At 40.9% G+C, this 19585-nt stretch carries 23 protein-coding genes and 1 riboswitch; of the genes, 4 read left to right on the plus strand and 19 right to left on the minus strand.

Annotated elements, in window-relative coordinates:
* The first annotated feature begins 1 nt into the window (after position 1).
* Entirely contained in the window at positions 2–250 is a 249-nt protein-coding gene (locus tag MHI41_RS10575) for a ferredoxin (protein ID WP_008344492.1), read from the plus strand.
* Between the two features lie 34 nt (positions 251–284).
* Here the strand turns inward: MHI41_RS10575 and MHI41_RS10580 are convergent, their stop codons facing one another.
* Positions 285–866, minus strand: a complete 582-nt coding sequence (locus tag MHI41_RS10580) for an ECF transporter S component (RefSeq protein ID WP_019744031.1) — start codon at positions 864–866, stop codon at positions 285–287.
* A 149-nt stretch (positions 867–1015) separates the two neighbouring features.
* A riboswitch (FMN riboswitch) is annotated at positions 1016–1148 on the minus strand.
* A 287-nt stretch (positions 1149–1435) separates the two neighbouring features.
* Here MHI41_RS10580 and serA point away from each other — a divergent pair.
* The gene (gene serA, locus MHI41_RS10585; protein WP_008344488.1) at positions 1436–3010 is read left to right on the plus strand and encodes a phosphoglycerate dehydrogenase; all 1575 of its coding nucleotides are present in this window, start codon (positions 1436–1438) and stop codon (positions 3008–3010) included.
* 33 nt (positions 3011–3043) lie between these two features.
* On the opposite strand, the gene MHI41_RS10590 is transcribed toward serA, so the two are convergent.
* The 15 genes from MHI41_RS10590 to MHI41_RS10660 all read right to left on the minus strand — a co-directional run bounded on the left by MHI41_RS10590 (position 3044) and on the right by MHI41_RS10660 (position 16856).
* Positions 3044–3691: a M23 family metallopeptidase gene (locus MHI41_RS10590; RefSeq protein ID WP_026050105.1), complete on the minus strand. Its 648-nt coding sequence runs from the start codon at positions 3689–3691 to the stop codon at positions 3044–3046.
* 99 nt (positions 3692–3790) lie between these two features.
* Positions 3791–4897 (minus strand): sigma X negative regulator, encoded by a 1107-nt coding sequence (locus tag MHI41_RS10595; RefSeq protein ID WP_146271178.1) that lies wholly within the window; start codon positions 4895–4897, stop codon positions 3791–3793.
* Positions 4857–5417, minus strand: coding sequence for an RNA polymerase sigma factor SigX (gene sigX / locus MHI41_RS10600; RefSeq protein ID WP_007501006.1), 561 nt, complete (start codon positions 5415–5417; stop codon positions 4857–4859). Before sigX ends, MHI41_RS10595 begins: the two co-directional genes overlap by 41 nt.
* A gap of 202 nt (positions 5418–5619) precedes the next feature.
* The gene (locus MHI41_RS10605; protein WP_024718919.1) at positions 5620–7401 is read right to left on the minus strand and encodes an ATP-binding protein; all 1782 of its coding nucleotides are present in this window, start codon (positions 7399–7401) and stop codon (positions 5620–5622) included.
* Complete coding sequence (locus MHI41_RS10610; RefSeq protein ID WP_003215596.1) at positions 7398–8120, minus strand: response regulator transcription factor; 723 nt, start codon at positions 8118–8120, stop codon at positions 7398–7400. Before MHI41_RS10610 ends, MHI41_RS10605 begins: the two co-directional genes overlap by 4 nt.
* Before the next feature lie 86 nt (positions 8121–8206).
* Entirely contained in the window at positions 8207–9385 is a 1179-nt protein-coding gene (ccsB, locus tag MHI41_RS10615; protein WP_048003377.1) for a c-type cytochrome biogenesis protein CcsB, read from the minus strand.
* Positions 9369–11048 (minus strand): cytochrome c biogenesis protein ResB, encoded by a 1680-nt coding sequence (locus tag MHI41_RS10620; RefSeq protein ID WP_146271176.1) that lies wholly within the window; start codon positions 11046–11048, stop codon positions 9369–9371. Before MHI41_RS10620 ends, ccsB begins: the two co-directional genes overlap by 17 nt.
* Position 11049: 1 nt before the next feature.
* The gene (locus MHI41_RS10625) at positions 11050–11580 is read right to left on the minus strand and encodes a thiol-disulfide oxidoreductase ResA (RefSeq protein WP_008344474.1); all 531 of its coding nucleotides are present in this window, start codon (positions 11578–11580) and stop codon (positions 11050–11052) included.
* Between the two features lie 90 nt (positions 11581–11670).
* Positions 11671–12405, minus strand: a complete 735-nt coding sequence (gene rluB, locus MHI41_RS10630; RefSeq protein WP_008344472.1) for a 23S rRNA pseudouridine(2605) synthase RluB — start codon at positions 12403–12405, stop codon at positions 11671–11673.
* Positions 12406–12539: 134 nt separating this feature from the next.
* Positions 12540–13076, minus strand: coding sequence for a spore maturation protein (locus tag MHI41_RS10635; protein WP_019743084.1), 537 nt, complete (start codon positions 13074–13076; stop codon positions 12540–12542).
* 4 nt (positions 13077–13080) lie between these two features.
* Positions 13081–13668 (minus strand): nucleoside recognition domain-containing protein, encoded by a 588-nt coding sequence (locus MHI41_RS10640; RefSeq protein WP_007501015.1) that lies wholly within the window; start codon positions 13666–13668, stop codon positions 13081–13083.
* Positions 13656–14807, minus strand: a complete 1152-nt coding sequence (locus MHI41_RS10645; protein ID WP_035702877.1) for a D-alanyl-D-alanine carboxypeptidase family protein — start codon at positions 14805–14807, stop codon at positions 13656–13658. Before MHI41_RS10645 ends, MHI41_RS10640 begins: the two co-directional genes overlap by 13 nt.
* Positions 14808–14921: 114 nt before the next feature.
* Positions 14922–15401, minus strand: coding sequence for a YpuI family protein (locus MHI41_RS10650; protein WP_007501019.1), 480 nt, complete (start codon positions 15399–15401; stop codon positions 14922–14924).
* Positions 15402–15514: 113 nt separating this feature from the next.
* Positions 15515–16108, minus strand: coding sequence for an SMC-Scp complex subunit ScpB (scpB, locus tag MHI41_RS10655; protein WP_007501020.1), 594 nt, complete (start codon positions 16106–16108; stop codon positions 15515–15517).
* Positions 16098–16856, minus strand: coding sequence for a segregation/condensation protein A (locus MHI41_RS10660; RefSeq protein ID WP_007501021.1), 759 nt, complete (start codon positions 16854–16856; stop codon positions 16098–16100). The genes scpB and MHI41_RS10660 overlap by 11 nt, the downstream gene beginning before the upstream one ends.
* 210 nt (positions 16857–17066) lie before the next feature.
* On the opposite strand from MHI41_RS10660, the gene MHI41_RS10665 reads away from it, so the two are divergent.
* Together MHI41_RS10665 and MHI41_RS10670 are read left to right on the plus strand one after the other, a co-directional pair.
* Positions 17067–17159 (plus strand): YjcZ family sporulation protein, encoded by a 93-nt coding sequence (locus tag MHI41_RS10665; RefSeq protein ID WP_008359694.1) that lies wholly within the window; start codon positions 17067–17069, stop codon positions 17157–17159.
* A gap of 88 nt (positions 17160–17247) precedes the next feature.
* A complete protein-coding gene (locus MHI41_RS10670; RefSeq protein ID WP_019743088.1) occupies positions 17248–17772 on the plus strand; it encodes a DUF309 domain-containing protein in 525 nt (174 codons plus the stop codon).
* 224 nt (positions 17773–17996) lie between these two features.
* Here MHI41_RS10670 and MHI41_RS10675 read toward each other — a convergent pair whose 3' ends face one another.
* The 3 genes from MHI41_RS10675 to ribB form a co-directional block, all read right to left on the minus strand.
* Positions 17997–18350, minus strand: coding sequence for a GNAT family N-acetyltransferase (locus tag MHI41_RS10675; protein ID WP_008344455.1), 354 nt, complete (start codon positions 18348–18350; stop codon positions 17997–17999).
* A gap of 113 nt (positions 18351–18463) precedes the next feature.
* Positions 18464–18928 carry a 6,7-dimethyl-8-ribityllumazine synthase gene (ribE, locus tag MHI41_RS10680; RefSeq protein WP_007501031.1) on the minus strand — a complete coding sequence of 155 codons (465 nt, stop codon included), beginning with the start codon at positions 18926–18928 and terminating at the stop codon, positions 18464–18466.
* Between the two features lie 26 nt (positions 18929–18954).
* Positions 18955–19578: a 3,4-dihydroxy-2-butanone-4-phosphate synthase gene (gene ribB / locus MHI41_RS10685; protein WP_017359786.1), complete on the minus strand. Its 624-nt coding sequence runs from the start codon at positions 19576–19578 to the stop codon at positions 18955–18957.
* Positions 19579–19585: the final 7 nt, after the last annotated feature.

The following is a 19585-nucleotide window of genomic DNA, read 5'->3' on the forward strand; positions in this document are numbered from 1 at the left end:
CATGGCAAAATATACAATTGTAGACAAAGACACATGTATTGCTTGCGGCGCATGCGGTGCAGCTGCTCCAGACATTTATGATTATGATGATGAAGGCATTGCATTTGTCACGCTTGATGACAATCAGGGGACTGTAGAAGTTCCAGAAGTACTTGAAGAAGATATGCTTGATGCATTTGAAGGTTGCCCAACTGACTCAATCAAAGTTGCGGACGAAACTTTCGATGGTGATCCACTTAAGCATGAATAGGATAAAAGCCCCTTTTAAAGGGGCTTTTTTTATATTAACTATTTTGAAGTCGGCGTTTATTTTCAAACCACGGACGCATTTTGACAAAAATGAAACTAAAGACGATGGTGATGATGATTCCTTTAATAAAGTTAAAAGGTAAGATTCCTGCTGTAATGGTTGTTTTAAGCGCATGATCTGATAGTTCAGGTGCGTTTAAAAACCATGTGTACGCTGGAAGGAACAAGAAGTAATTTAAAATGCTCATCATGACGGTCATAAGCACTGTACCGATGACCATTGACCACGCCATTCCTCTTGCTGATTTGATTTTTTTAAACATAAAAGCGACTGGCAAAATGAATAATGTGCCTGCAATGAAATTGGCTACTTGCCCAACAGGAACACCGGACATACTGCCCTGAATGAGGTAATGTAGTACATTTTTTAAAGCCTCAACGGCAATCCCTGCACCTGGCCCATAAATCAAAATCGCAATAATCGCCGGAATATCGCTAAAATCAATTTTTAAATACGCTGGAAGTCCCGGAAAAGGGAAATCTAATAAAATTAATACAAACGAAATACTGCTAAGCATACTGGTAACAACTAAACGTTTTACTCTACTTTGATTCAATATTCTCTCTCCTTTTCGATCAAATCTTTCGAAAAGAGGATTGTTCAATTTTAGCCACAAAAAAACCGCTCTGAATACATACACAGGAGCGGGAAATTTAGGCTACACAAATAAACGTATAAACAGACATGTTTTCAACGTTTACGAACCTCCATCTTCTCCCATCCAGACTATACTGTCGGCTTCGGAATCACACCGAATCCTGCCAAAAAAGGCTCGCGGGCTTAGAGACTATGTCTCATCACCGCCGGTAGGGAATTACACCCTGCCCCGAAGATTGATCATTATTCAATTCGACATCATTATATATGATATATGAACATTTGTACAGATAAAAATCCTGAGCAAATTCATCAGTTTTAAGAAATCGCAAAAAACCTAAAATTTATAATGACAAATGCGTAAAAATTGGTTATCTTTTGTTTAAAGGTGTCCATTCTTGATCAAGACACTAAAAAATGTTCGTGTTTTCTTTTTCGCTTTACTGCTTTAATTTGATTGACACAGTGAAAAGGAATATGGTAAATTATCAGATATTTATGACGTTTATTTTAGGAGGAAATCTTACGATGTTTCGAGTATTAGTCTCAGATAAGATGAGCAATGATGGTCTTTTACCACTATTAGAATCAGATTTTGTTGAAATTGTTCAAAAAAATGTAACAGAAGCAGAAGATGAATTACACACGTTTGATGCCTTACTTGTCAGAAGTGCCACAAAAGTGACAAAAGAACTTTATGAAAAAATGACTTCATTAAAAATTGTTGGCCGTGCCGGTGTGGGAGTCGACAACATTGACATTGATGAAGCAACAAAACACGGTGTGATTGTCATCAATGCACCAAATGGAAATACGATTTCAACGGCAGAGCATACGTTTGCGATGATCTCATCTCTCATGCGTCATATTCCTCAAGCGAATATTTCTGTTAAATCAAAAGAATGGAACAGAGGCGCATATGTCGGTGCTGAGCTTTACGGAAAATCTCTTGGGATTGTTGGCTTAGGCAGAATTGGAAGTGAAATCGCCCAGCGTGCAAGAGCATTTGGCATGACGGTCAACGTATTTGACCCTTTCCTCACAAAAGAACGTGCCGAAAAAATTGGTGTCAATGCAAAATCACTTGATGAAGTGCTTGAAGTATCAGATATTATTACGGTACATACACCTTTAACAAAAGAAACTAGAGGACTTCTCAATAAAGAAACAATCGCAAAAACGAAAAAAGGTGTTCGTCTAGTGAACTGTGCACGCGGCGGCATCATTGACGAACGAGACCTTCTTGAAGCACTTGAAAATGGTCATGTCGCAGGGGCTGCTCTCGATGTATTTGAAGTAGAACCACCTACTGAGAATCCACTTGTGGATCATCCAAACGTCATTGCCACTCCGCATCTTGGTGCATCTACAAAAGAAGCACAATTAAATGTGGCGGCACAAGTCTCTGAAGAAGTTCTTCAATTTGCAAAAGGACTCCCGGTCATGTCATCTATTAATCTACCAGCGATGACAAAAGACGAGTTCAAAAAAATCCAGCCTTATCATCAATTTGCAGGAAAACTTGGACGTCTTGTTTCTCAATCGATGAGAGAACCTGTAAAAGAAGTCAGCATTTCATATGAAGGATCTATCGCAAAACTCGAAACATCGTTTATTACAAAAAGTCTGCTTTCTGGCTTTTTGAAAGAGCGTGTCGATTCGACTGTAAATGAAGTCAATGCTGGTATGGTGGCAAAAGAACGCGGCATTAGCTTTAGCGAGAAAATTTCTTCAAGCGAATCTGGCTATGAGAACAGCATTTCCATTGAAGTCAAAGGTGACCTTTCCACCTTTACATTAAAAGCAACGTATATCCCGCATCTAGGTGAACGTGTCGTTTCTATTAATGGTTTCAATATTGACTTTTACCCAGATGGGCACCTTGTCTATATTCAGCATACTGACGCACCTGGTGTGATCGGTCAAGTTGGAAAGATATTAGGCGACCACGATGTGAACATTGCGACAATGCAAGTAGGCCGTAAAGAAAAAGGCGGCGAAGCCATCATGATGCTTTCTTTTGACAAGCACCTTGAAGATGAAATTGTCCAAACGTTAACTAAAGTGAGCGATATTCTTTCTGTACGTCTGATTGACCTATAAAAAAATGGTAAACCTCATGCTTTTGCATGAGGTTTATTTTGTTGAAACGATTAAACGTTCACCTGTACGTATGAGATTCTTTGTCAGTGCATTGATTTTCTTCAATTGATCAACGGTCATTTGATGTGCTTTAGCAATGGACCAGAGCGTGTCCCCTCGTTGTATGACATATGTATGTTTCTCATATCCATCTACATGAAGGGCTGGCTCTTGGAAACGATCTCTTGCAATGATTGTGAGCGGATCTACTGCATCTTCTTTATTAACTGACCAATTACCCCTGTGCACCTCAAAATGCAAATGAGTGCCCCTAGAAGCGCCTGTGTTGCCTATGATGCCGATCGGCTGCCCTGTTTGTACATGATCACCATTCTTCACAAAACGCGCATTTAAATGCGCATAGACGGTTTCATATCCATTGGGATGCCGAATAAATACAACTTCTCCATATGTAGCAGATACATAGGAACGAGTAACCACACCTTCGCTTGCAGCAAAAATGGATTCTCCTTCTGGTGCAGCAATGTCTAACCCCTTATGCGAACCACCTCTTGTCCCAAACAAATCAGTGACTTCACCTTTGATTGGTTCCACCCACTCGGTTGTTTTCTCTGCATGGGCAAACGGTGATAAGGTCAAGAACAAGAAACAGCTAGCACATATGTAGCAATACCTTTTCATCAGTGACTTCCCTTCTTTGAAGTTCTTTTCATGACAGCTTAGTATACCTCAAGGAAGCCCTTTTCTATACATGAAAAAAGAACGCATAAGTTGCGTCCTTTAGCGTTCTTTGATAACAACTGGGTTTGGCAGTGCCGGTACCTCTAGCGGTTCTTTTAATTCATATGGGCCTACTTGATCTGTTCCTGCATTTTGTATCGTGACATCTGTAAAACCGAAATCTTTCGCTGTGAGCAGCAGCCCTTCAATAAGTAAAATATGATCAATTGAGTCCGTTAATTGTGCTGATGCTCCAAACGTGATGGTTGCATGTTTACCTTTTGATGTCACTTTTTTAATAGGCTCTTCTTTAATGAGTGGATCGAGTCCTGCATCATTCGCCCGCTTCATCGCCTCTACCGCATCTTTATAAGAAGGATAATCATCTTTTGAGGGCACCAAAAATGTCCCGCTCTTATTTTCTAAAACGTAGTAAGCGTGCTTTGTTTGTTTATTAATTGAAATGGTACCAAGACGGCCATTCGTCCCTAATTGAAGGTGCGAGCCATTGACAGACTTGACCTGTACTTGTTTATATTGGCTCCATTTTAACGTTTCTTTTACCAAGTCTTTAAAACGGTTGGCTTCTTTTAATGTATCAAGAGACAAATCATTTTTCAGCTGAAAAATCAGTGTGTCTCCTTTTTCACTCACATCCACCATATCCATATAGGCTTGAAGAGGTTTTGTCATTTCAGGCAGCTCCAGTTTTTCATATGTATCAAGAAGCGCCTGCACATCGTCATGCTTATTTTCTTTTTGAATACTGATTGGGACAACTTGAGAAGTCGATTCATCTATGTATGAAATCGTCATATACTTTTCTTTGTCAGATGCATAAGCAACATGTGAAGGATCATTTGTGTTTTTTACCGCCTCTAATGTAGCATTCACCTGTCCTTTTTCAGCACTCGAGTCCATTTTCACTTTCTTTATATCTTGAGCAGCCGGCTGAAATAAATGAGGAGAAATCAAAAACGCCATAAATAAGACCACAACGGTTGCGACCGCTGGACCGATCCATCTGGCACTTTTCTTTTTCTTCCCGCTTGCCATCAGCATTTGCTGGTAAATCTGCTTAGATGAACGGTTGTCCTCCACCTTTGGAAGCTGACTGAGTAATACTTTAATTCGTTCTTCGCTCCAATTGGACCTGTTCGTTTTCATTCACTAGCTCCTCCTTCAAAAGCTCCATATGTTTTCGGAGCACTTTCAGGCCTCGGTGCTGCGTTGTTTTGACTTTGCTTTCCGAGAACTTTAGCGCCTTGGCCGTCTCCATGATTGAGTAGCCTTGGATAAACCTTAAAATGATGACGGCTCGTTGATCAATGGTGCAATGATCAAGTGCGGCATAAATTTCTTTGATATTTTCATCCTGTACAGCCAATTCATCTGGGAGCAGGTCTGGATCTTTTACATCCTGTTTATCCCAATCAAACGTGCCGAGCACCCGTTGTCTGATGGTTTGCTGTTTGCGAAACCAGTCAATTGCCACATGCCTTGCAATTGAAAACAGCCATGTTTTCTCGCTGCTTCTTCCTTCAAAAGTTTTATATGAGTGAAGTACCCGAATGTAAACCTCCTGCACGAGATCCTCTGCCTGATTTTTATCTTTTACCATATAAAATAAAAATTGGTACAAATCTTGATGGTACGAATCATATATTTTTTGAAAGGTTTCATGCATAGGAAACCCCTCCGTTCACTTATTTTTGTCGAGTGACTCTCACAAAACGTTACATTACAACTTTATGACAAATATATTACAAGATCGACAATTTGGAAAGGGCTTTTTGTTTAACTTCTCCTTAAAAATATGAAAATAGAAAAAACACTTCGTTTTCTTTCGAAAAGAAGTGTTTCTCATGTAACAAGATTCTTCGTCAAGATTAGACGAGTTCCTGCTTTTTTTTCGGAATATAGAAAGTGAAGTGAGTACCTGTTCCAGCTTTACTATGTGCATGAATGGAGCCTTGATGCGCTTCTACGATGTTCTTCACAATCGCAAGGCCCAGCCCCGTACCGGAACGTCCTCTTGTTCTTGCTTTATCTGCTTTATAGAACCGTTCAAAAATAAATGGGAGATCCTCTTCAGGAATGCCGCTTCCCGAATCTTTCACATCCATCTTGAGCCCATTTTCCACCGATTGAACTGAGAAGTGAACTTCTCCGCCTTCAGGTGTATGACGAATGGCATTATCGATGAGATTTGTAAAAACCTGTTCTATTTTATCTGGATCAAATACAAAATACGGTTCTTCTACTTGAATTTCATACGTCAGGTTGATTTGTTTTTCTTTCGCAATTCCAAGGAATTTACGGTAGATTTTTTCAGTCAGCTCTTCTGTATCAGTTGATTCAAGATTCAGTGTAATATGACCAGCTTCCATACGCGCGAGATCGAGAAGATCATTCACAAGACGCCCCATTCGAAGTGATTCGTCATAGATAATTTGGGCAATCTCTTTCTTTTCCTCTTCTGATCCGGCAATGTCATCGACAATCGCTTCACTGTAGCCCTGCAGCATAGCAATAGGTGTGCGGAGTTCATGGCTGACATTTGCAATGAAGTCTTTTCTTAGCTTATCCAGTCTTCTCTCTTCTGTCATATCGCGAAGCACCGCAACCGCCCCTCTGACATCTTGCTGGTTATAAAGCGGAGACATAAGAAGAACCCAAGTACGCCCTTGCAGCGTGACTTCGATCATTTGCTCTTTTTCCGTACTGACGGCAGTATGAAACAATTCACGCGCTTCTGGCGGCAGTTCATCCCCATCTTTGATCTTCATATTTTGCTCGTAATACCAAGCCTGCAAGAATCTTTCTGCAGGAGGGTTTGTCATGAGGATCGTTCCATCAATATTGATCGTGATGACACCGTCTGCCATACTGCTGAGAATGTTGGACAAATGTTCTTTTTCTTGATTTAAAGCGGTTATATGAAATTTAAGCTGCTTGCCCATTTGATTAAAGGCGATCGCCAGTTCCCCAATTTCGTCTTGCGTTAAAATAGGAATCTTTGTATCAAATTTTCCTTTCGCCAAATCTTGTGCTCCCTCTCTCATCTTTCTGAGAGGATAGGTGACACGAGTGGATAAGAAGAAAGCGAAAATCGTCGTCAGCACAATCGCAATTCCGGCTGCGAGGAAGATATAACGCGTCGTATGTTTTGTTGTCTGCTCTACAGCGAGGAGGGATTGAGAAAGAAAGACCATCCCTTTCTTTCCGTTCGCCTCGTAAGGAACACCTACTACAATGCGTTCATCCTTCTGATTGCCTGTATCAGATTCAGCTCGTTTACTGATTTTTTTTCGTTCTGTCAGTGCTCTGTTCAAATCTTTGTCTGCTTCAATTTGTTCTTTTGTGATAGCAGGAAGCTTCCCGCCTTTTTCAGACGAATACCATTCTAGTCCATCCTCTTGAACAATCGCGATACTTGTCAATTTATCAGCTAGTTCTGATGTAATCGACCTTGCAAGCGATTGATCCTCATGGCTTTCTAAAATGACTGCTACTTTGTTGGCCATTTGTGTTAAATCAGACTTTGCTTCTTCCACATGGTAATTCTCAATGAACTCTAAAAGAAGCACAGTTAAAATCGATAAAACAATGAGCACGAGGAAAAGAATGGTTAACCATAGCTTTCCTACGACACTTTTCCACAGCTTCATTCAGCGCCGACCTCAAATTTGTACCCGACACCCCATACTGTCACGATTTTTTTCGCTGCTTCTGGTGACACTTTATTTAGTTTTTCGCGAAGCCTTTTGACGTGGGTATCCACTGTTCTCAGATCCCCAAAGAATTCATACTGCCACACTTCTTTGAGAAGCTTTTCCCTGTCATAGACCTTATCCGGCGTTTTTGCCAAGAAGTACAAAAGTTCGTATTCCTTCGGCGTGAGGCTGACTTCTTTTCCATCTGCTGTGACCCGGTGTGCATCATGATCAATGGATAGATGAGAAAACACAAGAACATCTTTTGTGGTTGTTCCAGTATTGAGATATGACGTTTGAGACGATCTTCTTAACAGTGCTTTCACACGAAGAACCACTTCACGCGGACTGAAAGGTTTGACGATATAATCATCCGTTCCTGCCTCAAAACCTTGCACACGGTTGGCTTCCTCACCTTTTGCTGTCAGCATAATAATTGGTGTGGCTTTTTTATCTCGAATTTGATTACACACTTCGATCCCATCTGTCCCAGGCATCATTAAATCAAGCAAAATGAGGTCATAATCGGTTTGAAGTCCTTTTTGAATGGCCTCATCCCCATTTTCCGCTTCATCAATTTCATAATTTTCCCGTTCTAAATACATTTTTAAAAGGCGGCGAATTCTTGCCTCATCATCGACGACTAATATTTTCGTTTGAGTTGTGTGTTCCATTAGACAATCCTCCTGCTTTCTCCGTTGTTACATACATTTTAACAAAAAGCCGAATCGAATCATAAAAGTTGGCCTTTTTCATGCGATTACGCGTAAGAATGAAGCCCCGCAATCACTAGGTTGACAAAGATGAGGTTAAACATAATGATCGCAAATCCGATCACAGCAAGCCAAGCGGACTTTTCACCATGCCAGCCTCGTGATAACCGAAGGTGGAGATAGGCGGCGTAAAATAAAAATGTAATTAAAGCCCATACTTCCTTCGGGTCCCATCCCCAGAATCTCGTCCATGCAATTTGTGCCCAGATCATCGCAAAAATAAGACCACCTAACGCAAATACAGGGAATCCTATGGAAACAGCCCTGTATCCAATTTCATCGACTAAATCAAGATTCACCTGTCTTACGAGCGGCTGAAGCAGCGCACTTAGTCGTTTGCGAATGATCAATCTTAGCAGTCCATAAATGATCAGCCCAACGCCAAATGACCACAGCACTGTATTCACCTTTCTACCTGAAAAAACAGGCGGCAGATCAACCACAGGCTCTAAACGATCTTTTGTGATAAGTTCTCCTTTATGAGGTCCTACTAAGGCAGGCAGCTCATAGACCATGACGCTCTCTTCTTTATTTTTATCTACCCAATTAAATTCCGCTTCATACCCTGTCATTCTAAAGATGGACGTGACAGCGATAAATGCAAGGGTGACCACAATCATAAACATGACCAGCTCTAAGCCAAAGGTTTTCTTCCCCGGTTTTGTTTGATCGACATGCTTCAAAAGAAAAATCACACCTGCCACAAAACTGATCGCCAAAATGGCTTGACCAAGCGCTGCTGTCGTGACGTGAATATATAGCCAATTACTTTGAAGCGAAGGAATCAGCGGTGAAATATCCGATGGAAACATGCTTGCATAAGCAATGATTAATAAAGCGATTGGAAGTGTGAATAAACCTAGCACAGACACTTGATAGACAAAATATAAAATAATAAATGCGAGCACCAGCATCATGCCAAAGGCTGTGGTGAATTCAAACAGATTACTGACTGGTGCGTGACCAGACGCGATCCACCTTGAAATAAAATAGCCAAATTGACTCAAAAAACCAATGATGGTGAGCGTTATGCCGATAAGTGCCGCCTTATTTTTGCGCGGACCCTCTTCTTTCTTTTTTCCTTTAATGGCCCCTCCAAAAAAAGGAACTGCCGCTAAATAAAATAGAAAAGCTGCAAATAACAGGTTTTCACTGACTGCCGCCATCTAACCCTTCCCCCTTGCTTTTGCTGATACTTGTTGTATCAGGCAGTTCTTTTTGATCCACTGGCTGTTTGATGCCACTGCCGTGCAGCAACACCTTAAGATCAGACTTTAAGCCGAACCAGTTTTTGTTTGTATGTCCTGCCACAAATACTTTTCCATCCTTTGCCGACAGCCAGATTCTTCTATGCTGCCAGTACATCCCTTGTACGACACCAATCATAAAGATGATTCCGCCAATAATAAGTACCCCGAGTGTTAAGTCTTTTCGAACCGTTAAACCTGTCACGTTTTTTGTTTCAACCCGGTCAAATTTCATTTTATAAAGATTGTTATCAGAACCCTCTACTGTCTCTTGAATTGCGACAAAGCTTTTTTCACCTTTTGGTTTTTCAGGAGAGATCATTTCAAATACGAACGCAGGATTATTTGGATTCCTCGTTTTCGTACTAGGTGTGCCATCTTCGTCAAAATAAAAATCAGGCAAATAACTCATCACCTTGACTTTGTAACCGCTACCAAGATCATATTCTGACTTAGGCTCCAGCAGATTAATCTTCACTGTTCCGAAAGATTTCTCAGTATCTTTTCGAATCAGCTGAAAGACCATTTGATCGAGTTCATTTTGTTTAAAATCCACTTGATATAATGAGAAATTGTCAAACTTAAGCGGTTCATTCACTTTAATATCGTGTTCTGTTACCTGCTTTAGCTTTGGCTTTTCACCAAAAACAACTTCCCCTTCACGTTTGTATAAAACGGCATCGGTTTTATAACTTTTGACGACTTGACCATCGCCAGCCTTTTCAATCGCATTTTCAAAGACTTCTTTTTCTTTTTCAGATTCATAGCGGTCAATTGAAAACGCGTTATTCTTTAAGAAGTATTGGCCTCCCGTCCCTGGGATTGGTGCCGTTTCGCCTTCTCTTACCCATAATGTTTCATCCACGTACATTCCCGGAACAAACCGGAGCATGGATCCAATGAGAAATATAATTAATCCAATATGATTGACGTAAGGTCCCCAGCGGGAAAAGCGGCCTTTTTCAGCTAAAATATGTCCATCTTCTTCTCGTACGCGGTAACGCTTTTGTTTCATCTTACTAACGATGCCTTCATATGTATGTTGATCTAATGTTTTGTTTGTTTCGCTGAAAAGACGCTGCCTTCTCATAAAGCCTTCTTTTTTGACAACCCCTTGATTTTTGAGTGCACGATAAAGTGGAATCACTCGATCAAGGCTGCAAATCACAAGGGAAATTCCGATAGATGCGACAAGGGCTAAAAACCACCAAGAATTATAAAGATCATGGAATCCAAGGATGTAATATAACTTGCCAAACGACCCATATTGCTCCTCATAATAAGTGGAAGCTGATGCACCTGGCGGAATAAACCGCTCCTGCGGAAAAATAGTTCCTAGCGAAGAAGCTAACAGTGTGATGACAATGAGCCACACACCCACTTTTACGGAAGAAAAAAAGTTCCATACTTTATCAACAATCGTTTTGTTGTATGTTTGCGAGCGTCTTGCACTGCCGTCATATCTCATATCAAGCAGCTTTGATGAATTTTTCTCTTTTGCTGCAATGGGATTCCCGCATGATTCACATAGAACAGTACCGATTGGATTAATATGTCCACACTCGCACTTTACCTCTTTCATTCTATGACCCCTTTGGTTTAATCAAATTCATATATTCATAGACATTACGTTCTGTCATCGTTCCCTTTATGACTTTGATTACTTTGCCTTCAGGATTAATTAAAAATGTGGTTGGCAGCGGCGTAATATCATATGCCTCTGTCACTTGACGATCTTTGTCCATGGCAACAGGAAAATTCACGCCATAAGCATCCATAAAGTTCTTCACAGCAATATTGGATTCCCCCACATTCACGGCAACAATTTCGACACCGCGATCCTTGAACACTTCATACTGATTTGCCATATAAGGGAATTCCTGCTTACATGGACCGCACCATGTACCCCAAAAATTGAGAAAGACGCCTTTGCCTTTTAAGTCCTTTAATTCAATCCGTTCCCCATCTACCGATTGAAGGACAAAGTTAGGCGCAATAGATCCTTCTTTGACTTGATCCTGTTTGGCAAATACTGAGTTATACATCGTATAACATAGTGCAGCAAGCATCACGAGGAGAATGCCCGTCCGTATGAAAAATCGTCTTTTCTTCATCTGAAGTACCCCTTCCCCATAGACATTCAGGTAAATTATAGCATTCTCCTTCTTTTGATGCTTCTTCATTTTTTGAAGTTTATGTGAAAATTAAAAAGCGCTTTTCCCATGATCCGCAATCGCTCTTAGGCGTTTTACTTCATGCGGCGTCAATTCTCTGCGATCTCCTGGTCTCATGCCTTCAATATGAAGGAAAGCATATTGCTCTCTTTTGAGTTTTAAAACGTCGTGTCCGATTGCTTCAAACATGCGGCGAACCTGTCTGTTTCTGCCTTCATGAATGGTTAATTGCACAATACATGTTTGCTTTCGTTTATCAATCGAAAGCATTTTGGCACGGGCAGGTGCTGTTTTTTTATGGTCTAACATGATTCCTTTTTCTAACTTTCTAAGCAATTCTTTTGAAGGGATGCCTTTTAGTTTCGCTGCATACGTTTTATCAATTTGATATTTCGGATGCATGAGCTTATGGGCAAATTCGCCATCATTTGTAATCAAAATTAAACCGCTCGTATCATAATCCAACCGGCCGATTGGATACAGACGCTGCGGAACATCATCAAAGAAGTCTGTCACGACTTTGCGTCCTTTATCATCCTCGGCAGCTGAAATGACGCCGCGCGGTTTATAAAGCATAAAGTAAACCGGTTCTTCTCTTTCAAGCTTTAAGCCATTGACTTCAATTTTATCTGAAGAGCCCACCTTTACTCCGAGCTCTGTCACTGTTTCACCATTAACGGTAACTCGTCCTTCTTTAATTAATTCTTCAGCCTTTCGTCTAGAAGCGACGCCGGCATGGGCAATTACTTTCTGTAAACGTTCCATTTGTCTTTCACCTCATGTACTATCTTACTTGCTTGGCTTGAAACAAACAAGCATTCGTGGAAAAATAAGCGTTTCATCTGTCTAATTTCAACAAAAAAGCTGTTTTCCATCCACGAAATAAAAAAAGCACCTGATTAGGCGCCGCTAAATAACAAACTGACGATAATAATCGATGCAATGATCCCAATCAGGTCTGCAAGCAGCCCCACTTTCAGTGCATCTCCCATTTTTTTAATACCAACTGCTCCAAAATAGACGGTTAAAATATAAAGGGTCGTATCTGTTGACCCTTGCATAACGGCGGCAAGCTTGCCGATAAAAGAATCTGGACCATAAGTCGCAATTAAGTCTGATGTCATACCAAGCGCCGCTGTTCCTGATATAGGGCGTATCAAAGCTAGCGGCACCACTTCTGTAGGAATACCAATCGCTGTAAACACAGGTTTCAATAATTCCATGACAAAGTCAAGGGCACCTGATGCTCGGAAAATCGTAATGGCGACAAGCATACCGACTAAATACGGAATGATTGAAAAGGCAATTTGAATGCCTTCTTTCCCGCCTTCTACAAATGTTTCGTACGTCGGTACTTTTTTAATCGTCCCTGCAATCAATATTCCTGCGATGATCAGTGGAATCAAAGCAAGTGACAGCCAGTTAATAAATGCCACAAGATCACCCCCGCCTGCTTCTGCGATAGTGGAAATAGCGATCAATCATAATCGCACCGATACCTGAAATAAGTGTCGCCAAAATGGTTGGACCTACAATATCTGTTGGCTGATCTGCGCCATAGGTCATACGAATGGCAATGACAGTCGTTGGCACAAGTGTGATAGAAGATGTATTGACTGCTAAAAAAGTAATCATAGACCGGCTCGCCTCATTTTTTCCGCCATTTAATGCTTTCATCTGCTCCATCGCCTTAATCCCAAGTGGAGTGGCAGCATTGCCAAGGCCAAAGAAATTTGCCATGAGATTGGACAGAATATACCCCATCGCTGGATGATTCGCAGGAATCTCAGGAAATAGTTTTGAGATAAAGGGCCGGCATAATTTACTAAAGAAATGTAACAACCCCGCTTCTTCTGCGATCTTCATCAATCCTAGCCAGAATACAAGAACACTAATCAGCCCTATTGAAATGGTGACCGCTTCTTTTGATCCTTTAAAGACCGCTTCATTCACTTCATGCATCGTTCCGTTAAACATTGCATAGACAAGACCGATGACCGTGAGGAATACCCAGATCAGATTGACCATGAAGATCCGCCTATCGATGTCTGAAAGACAGACTTAAACATTTCTTGAAAGCTTTTTTGAGGCATTCGGTTGCGTTTGTTTTCATAAAAAATGGGGACTTGCTCAATCACCTGACCATCGAGTAAGAACGTCATTTTCCCTACTACATCTGGGATCGCTTCTTTGTTTTTCTCCCATTTCTTTTCAGGCGTCAGCATTTCCGTTTCGATTTCCACTAGTTTTTTCTCATCCTCATTTAGAAAATAGTCCACATCCCGCTTAATAAACGCTTTTTTTTCGTAAAAAGTCCCTTTTAACGAAGCGAGCCTGCCTTTTTCAGCAAGCACATACGTTTTATAGTGATCAAATGCATACTCAAACATTGAGATATGATCCTTCCAATCATCCGGTGCATTAATCGTCACAGCAATGAGCGCAGCATCTCCTTTTGCAGCTGTGGAGACAAGTGTGCGTTTTGCAAGTTTTGTATATCCTGTCTTCCCTCCAGTCGAATATTGATACAAACCAGTGAGCAGCTTGTTTTTGTTTTTCCAATAACCTTCGATTGTTTTTGCTTTATAAAAGGTGGTACCGGCAATTTTTTGATATTGCTGATGCTTCATGGCGTATTTCGTTAAGATTGCCATATCGTAAGCTGATGAATAATGGTTTTTATGATCATCGAGTCCATGCGGATTTTGAAAATTCGTATTCTCCATGCCTAGTTCAGAGGCCTTTTGGTTCATCATAAAAATAAACCCTTCTAAGCTGCCGCCAACATGTTCTGCAATGGCAACAGCTGCATCATTTCCAGAGCGCAGCATGAGCCCGTATGTCAAGTCTTCTAAGCTCACCTTCTGTCCTTCCTTTAAATAAATCGAAGAACCTTCCGCTTGAATCGCACGTTTTGACACTTTGACCATGTCGTTCATTTTTCCTGATTCAATGGCTAATACAGCTGTCATAATTTTTGTGATACTGGCGATTCTTCTTTTTTCGTGCTCGTCCTTTCCAAATAGGACTCTGCCTGACTGTCCATCTATTAAAATGGCGCTTCTCGCACTCACCGATAATGAGACGTCTGCTTGAGCGTGTGAGGAAAAAGGCAGTAAGAGTGTCAATAGAAGAAGGACTGCTGTTCCAATTTTTAAATAGGGCATGTTCATTCACGTCCTTGTCCGTTTTGTACAAGTGTATGCGCGGCTGAAAAAGTTATGATGCCCTCGTCCATAAAAAAAAGCGACTCGATGATTAGAGTCACTTTTCATTCTTCTTTATACCATTTTCATTTGCTGATGAGATGTTGTATATTCCAGCTCTTCTCTCATCGTTAAAAACTCTTTTTCTAATGAAGAAAACAAACGTTTGACTTCAGCCGATACTTCATGATGGAAAACAATGCAGCTTTTTCCTGTGTAGGCTGAACGGCTATCTTCATACCATGTATCCTTTTTTGGTGTAAAAAATTCTTCAATACATTGATGATAAATACGATGAAGCGTCTGCTGTGCGGCTTGCTGCGGGAATGTCTGCTGCTGCCCGATTTTCCTGCAAACCGCCGCGGCATCCTCGCTATAAACTGCAAGCTTCCGCAATGTACTTAATATGTCACAATAATAGGCTTCCGCTTCCGGGTTTAATCGTTTCAAGCTTGATAAGGTAGCTTCGTTCAGAAAATCATTCATTTCAACTGCAACCTTTGATAAAAAAACGCCTGCTTGATCAACTTGAGCCTTTACATTCATATGTGCCATTTGTTTCGTGTTTACCTTCCCCTCATGGCTTTGTCACCATTTTATCTTTCAAACAAAGGTTTTAGACCTAAAATCTTTGTTATATTTTATCATACATTTTTCCTTATTTTGAACTATTTTATCTCTTCAAATGTTTGATTGAAGTTTTCAAAAAAGAGATCAGCCTCTTCTTGCACCCCATCTGCTTCCACATTCTCTGGAAGTGGCGGTAATTCATCTAAGGCTTTTAAACCAAATTGCTCTAAAAAGGTAGGTGTTGTCCCATAAAGGATCGCTCGTCCCGGTCCATCGGCACGTCCTACTTCACAGAGCAGTGCTTTGGCAACTAAACTATGCAACACTCGTTCTGATTTAACGCCTCTGATCTCCTCGACTTCGCTGCGTGTAATCGGTTGTTTATACGAGACAATGGCGAGCACTTCTAGCGCTGCCTGTGACAAACCTTTCGATGGTGTCTCTACTAATTTTTTTAAATATACGCTGTATTCTTTTTTCGTCAGCAGCATATATGAATCTGCATATTCAATAAGCTCAATCCCTCGTTCTTGTTTTTGATATTCTCCCTTTACGGCAGACATAATATCAAGCAACGCTGCCTCATCAACTTCAAGAACAGACATGAGCTGTTTTCTTGTTAAGCCTTCGTCACCTGCTGCATATAGCAGCGCTTCTAAGATGGCTTTCCAATTCACGATATCAAGCGTCATGAATCGTTTCACTCCCTATGATATAAATATCTTCAAAGTTTCCTTCCTGCTCCAGCATGATTTGATGGCTTTTCATCAATTCGAGAACAGCAAGAAACGTCACGACAAGGTGTTCCTTTTGATCATGTTGAAACAAAGTCATGAAATTGGTCCGCTTTTTTGTTTTTCTTAAATGGTTCATAATCTCATTCATTTTGTCTTCAATCGGGATTTCTTGTCTTGTAATCTTTGATGGTGCTGGTTTTGTTATTTTTTTGCGGTTCAATACCTTTTGGAACGCACCTAACATATCATACACCGTGACGTGTAAGTTTGTGTCCTTCGCTTCTGCTTCTTTTGCAAATTCACTTAAATCACTTGGTGGTTTTGTGAAGGCGTTTTGCCGCTCTTCTTCACGTTCCTTCAGTTCTTGCGCTGCATTTTTATACTTGCGGTATTCAATTAATTTGCCAATCAGCTCATCACGAGGGTCCTCTTCTTCTTCCATCAGGTCTTCATCAAACAGCTCTTCCTCTTGTTTTGGGAGAAGCATTCTGCTTTTAATGCTCAGGAGGGTTGCAGCCATCACCAAATACTCACTTGCAACATCAAGTTCAAGCTCCCTCATCGTGTGGACATATAATAAATACTGCTCCGTAATTTTAGCGACGGGAATATCATAAATATCAATTTCCAAACGGTTAATTAAATGTAAAAGCAAGTCCAAAGGACCCTCAAACGAATCTATTTTCACCTGATATTCCAGCATTCTTTTCTCACCATTTCTACTGTCTTCTAAGTACCGTTTTCATCGGCTAACCTTTAGTATAAGACACCATAAAGCTCTCGTCCAATATAATTTCGACCATGAGGCAGCAGGCAAAAAAAGAAAAACAGTGGATTCGCCCATACCAATGAGGGCATTTATACATAGAATACCATTGTAATCAGAACTGATGAAAAAGGAGGCCGTAACATTATGGGAGATGGTTATTACTTCGGCGGAGGATTTGCGCTTATTGTTGTGCTGTTCATCTTGCTGATCATCGTTGGCGCGGCTTGGGTTTATTAAAGAAACAGAGCGTCCTTTCATAAAGGGGCGCTCTTTCTTCTTTTCTTTTCGGTATGTTAGACTGATAGTGGAAAAGGAGATGACTGCTGTGTATCCTAAAGCGTACGTGGCTTTTTTACATGAATTTCATACGACAAGAGATTATTTTGAGTGTCATGAAATTCTTGAAGAATTTTGGAAAGAAGATCCTCCTCATCAGCGTAAAAAGTACTGGGTGGGTCTCATTCAGCTTGCTGTTGCTTTGTATCATCAAAGACGAGGGAATGGAAAAGGAGCAAAACGGCTGATTTCAAACAGCCTTCATATATTAGATTCGGACCGGAACATACTAACAGAATTAGGTCTTGATGAAGAGGCGTTTCTTTTACTGCTGAGAACACTGAAAAAGAAAATCGATGAAGACATGCCCTACGAAAGTGTGATGCTGCCAATCCGAGATGAAACGCTTCTTTCTTTATGCCAAGAGATGGCGGAAAAAGAAGGCTTAACCTTCGGACAGGAGAGCAACTTATCCCATACATTCTTAATTGAAAAACATAGACTGCGTGATCGGACGGACGTATTGCTTGAACGTGAAAAGCAGATGGAACGTAAAAAAAGCAGAGGCATATAACCTCTGCTTCAGCGTGTAGACAAACCCTCGCATTCGGTGTCAGTCCTGCGTGCCGGTGCTCACGAATATCGAATTCGCTCCGCTCCAGTACTCGTCCTTCCTAGACTGCAAAGGTTTTCTATCACGCTGAAAAGAAGACAAATGGCTAAAATCAAGTTCATTTTAGCCATTTGTCAACAATCTAAAGCAGAGGCATATAACCTCTGCTTTTACATGTGTGATATTTAGTTTGTTTCACTGTGACACTTATGAAAGAAGCCTTGCGTTAATTCATTTGGAATGAGTGTTTTCGTTTTGAATACTTCTTCCACGGCTAATACCATTTCCTTGCCGATGCCTTGGTCACGATGGGACGGATTGACACTAATATGTTCGATTTGTACTTGGTCGTCTGTTTTCAGCACACCAATCGCACCGACGATATCCTCGCCATCTTTCCAAAGGAACAGCTGCCGATCTTCATCCATTTCATACGACTTTATCGTCTGCTGAAGCTGTTTGACGTCTTTCTCACCCGGCATAAAAGACAGGAGTCCCATGGCAATTTTTTCAAAAGACCTCTTGTAACGAATTAACATATATACCCCTCAATATTAAAATTATCCTATTTTCCAGCAAATGTCTTATGAATCACTTGCTCATCACACATTATAAACACTTTTAGGTTGTTTTTAAACTCTTTTTCATCAAATTAACGAAACGTTCGATTTAGGTTGGCCATTTCAATAGCAGCTGCAGCCGATTCACTGCCTTTATTTCCAGCCTTTGTACCGGCTCTTTCAATGGCTTGTTCAATAGATTCTGTTGTCAGTACACCAAAGATAATCGGCACCCCTGTTGAGATGGCACTTTGTGCGATTCCTTTAGCCGCTTCATTACAAACATAATCGTAATGGGATGTTGCCCCGCGAATCACGGTTCCAAGTGTAATGACTGCATCATATTTTTTTGTTTCTGCTAGTTTTTTTGCCATATACGGAATTTCAAAAGCCCCTGGCACCCACACGACATCAATATCGTCACCGTTTGCTCCGTGTCTGAGCAATGTATCTTCTGCTCCATCTAGCAATTTACTTGTAATAAAATCATTAAATCTAGCGACGACGATTCCAAACTTTAATCCTTCTGCTACTACATTCCCTTGTATTGTATTCATATGTTCATCATCCTTTTTTGTGATTTTTATTTTGTTTTCATTGTCGTTGTTTGCTTGTTTATATATGCCTGCAATGCTTCAATCGTCAGCATCTTTAAATCGTGTTCTTTTTGAATTTTTTGTAGTTCGGGTACGCGGGCCATGGTTCCATCTGCATTCATAATTTCACATATGACACCCGCTGGCACTGAACCCGCAAGTTTAGCAAGATCAACGGCCGCTTCTGTATGACCTGGTCTTTCTACTACGCCTCCCTCTTTCGCAATAAGAGGGAAAACATGACCTGGGCGGGCAAAATCTTCTGGTTTTGACTCTTTATTTAACATGGCCAAAATGGTCGTTGAGCGCTCAAAAGCACTTATACCAGTTGTCGTTGACGTATGGTCGATGCTCACTGTAAATGCTGTATGATGTGCATCCGTATTTCGCTCGACCATGGGATGCAGATCCAAGTGTTTCGCAATCGAGGCATGAACTGGTGTGCAAATAAGACCTCTTCCATGTAAAGCCATGAAGTTAATGACTTCCGGCGTTGCATGCTCAGCAAGTGCCACAAAGTCTCCTTCATTTTCTCTGTCTTCATCATCTACTACGATAATGATTTCTCCTCGTTTCAGGGCATTTACTGCCTCATCAACTGAATGATACATACAATCG

The organism is Bacillus sp. FSL M7-0307, assembly GCF_038627835.1.
GTDB lineage: Bacteria > Bacillota > Bacilli > Bacillales > Bacillaceae > Bacillus > Bacillus altitudinis.

What these genes read in the sequence shown, in the direction of transcription:
- MHI41_RS10575 (WP_008344492.1), top strand. Translation starts at nt 2, where the DNA reads ATGGCAAAATATACAATTGTAGACAAAGACACATGTATTGCTTGCGGC.
- serA (WP_008344488.1), top strand. Translation starts at nt 1,436, where the DNA reads ATGTTTCGAGTATTAGTCTCAGATAAGATGAGCAATGATGGTCTTTTA.
- MHI41_RS10590 (WP_026050105.1), bottom strand. Translation starts at nt 3,691, where the DNA reads ATGAAAAGGTATTGCTACATATGTGCTAGCTGTTTCTTGTTCTTGACC.
- MHI41_RS10595 (WP_146271178.1), bottom strand. Translation starts at nt 4,897, where the DNA reads ATGAAAACGAACAGGTCCAATTGGAGCGAAGAACGAATTAAAGTATTA.
- sigX (WP_007501006.1), bottom strand. Translation starts at nt 5,417, where the DNA reads ATGCATGAAACCTTTCAAAAAATATATGATTCGTACCATCAAGATTTG.
- MHI41_RS10605 (WP_024718919.1), bottom strand. Translation starts at nt 7,401, where the DNA reads ATGAAGCTGTGGAAAAGTGTCGTAGGAAAGCTATGGTTAACCATTCTT.
- MHI41_RS10610 (WP_003215596.1), bottom strand. Translation starts at nt 8,120, where the DNA reads ATGGAACACACAACTCAAACGAAAATATTAGTCGTCGATGATGAGGCA.
- ccsB (WP_048003377.1), bottom strand. Translation starts at nt 9,385, where the DNA reads ATGGCGGCAGTCAGTGAAAACCTGTTATTTGCAGCTTTTCTATTTTAT.
- MHI41_RS10620 (WP_146271176.1), bottom strand. Translation starts at nt 11,048, where the DNA reads ATGAAAGAGGTAAAGTGCGAGTGTGGACATATTAATCCAATCGGTACT.
- MHI41_RS10625 (WP_008344474.1), bottom strand. Translation starts at nt 11,580, where the DNA reads ATGAAGAAAAGACGATTTTTCATACGGACGGGCATTCTCCTCGTGATG.
- rluB (WP_008344472.1), bottom strand. Translation starts at nt 12,405, where the DNA reads ATGGAACGTTTACAGAAAGTAATTGCCCATGCCGGCGTCGCTTCTAGA.
- MHI41_RS10640 (WP_007501015.1), bottom strand. Translation starts at nt 13,668, where the DNA reads ATGGTCAATCTGATCTGGGTATTCCTCACGGTCATCGGTCTTGTCTAT.
- MHI41_RS10645 (WP_035702877.1), bottom strand. Translation starts at nt 14,807, where the DNA reads ATGCCCTATTTAAAAATTGGAACAGCAGTCCTTCTTCTATTGACACTC.
- MHI41_RS10650 (WP_007501019.1), bottom strand. Translation starts at nt 15,401, where the DNA reads ATGGCACATATGAATGTAAAGGCTCAAGTTGATCAAGCAGGCGTTTTT.
- scpB (WP_007501020.1), bottom strand. Translation starts at nt 16,108, where the DNA reads ATGACGCTTGATATCGTGAATTGGAAAGCCATCTTAGAAGCGCTGCTA.
- MHI41_RS10660 (WP_007501021.1), bottom strand. Translation starts at nt 16,856, where the DNA reads ATGCTGGAATATCAGGTGAAAATAGATTCGTTTGAGGGTCCTTTGGAC.
- MHI41_RS10665 (WP_008359694.1), top strand. Translation starts at nt 17,067, where the DNA reads ATGGGAGATGGTTATTACTTCGGCGGAGGATTTGCGCTTATTGTTGTG.
- MHI41_RS10675 (WP_008344455.1), bottom strand. Translation starts at nt 18,350, where the DNA reads ATGTTAATTCGTTACAAGAGGTCTTTTGAAAAAATTGCCATGGGACTC.
- ribE (WP_007501031.1), bottom strand. Translation starts at nt 18,928, where the DNA reads ATGAATACAATACAAGGGAATGTAGTAGCAGAAGGATTAAAGTTTGGA.
- ribB (WP_017359786.1), bottom strand. Translation starts at nt 19,578, where the DNA reads ATGTATCATTCAGTTGATGAGGCAGTAAATGCCCTGAAACGAGGAGAA.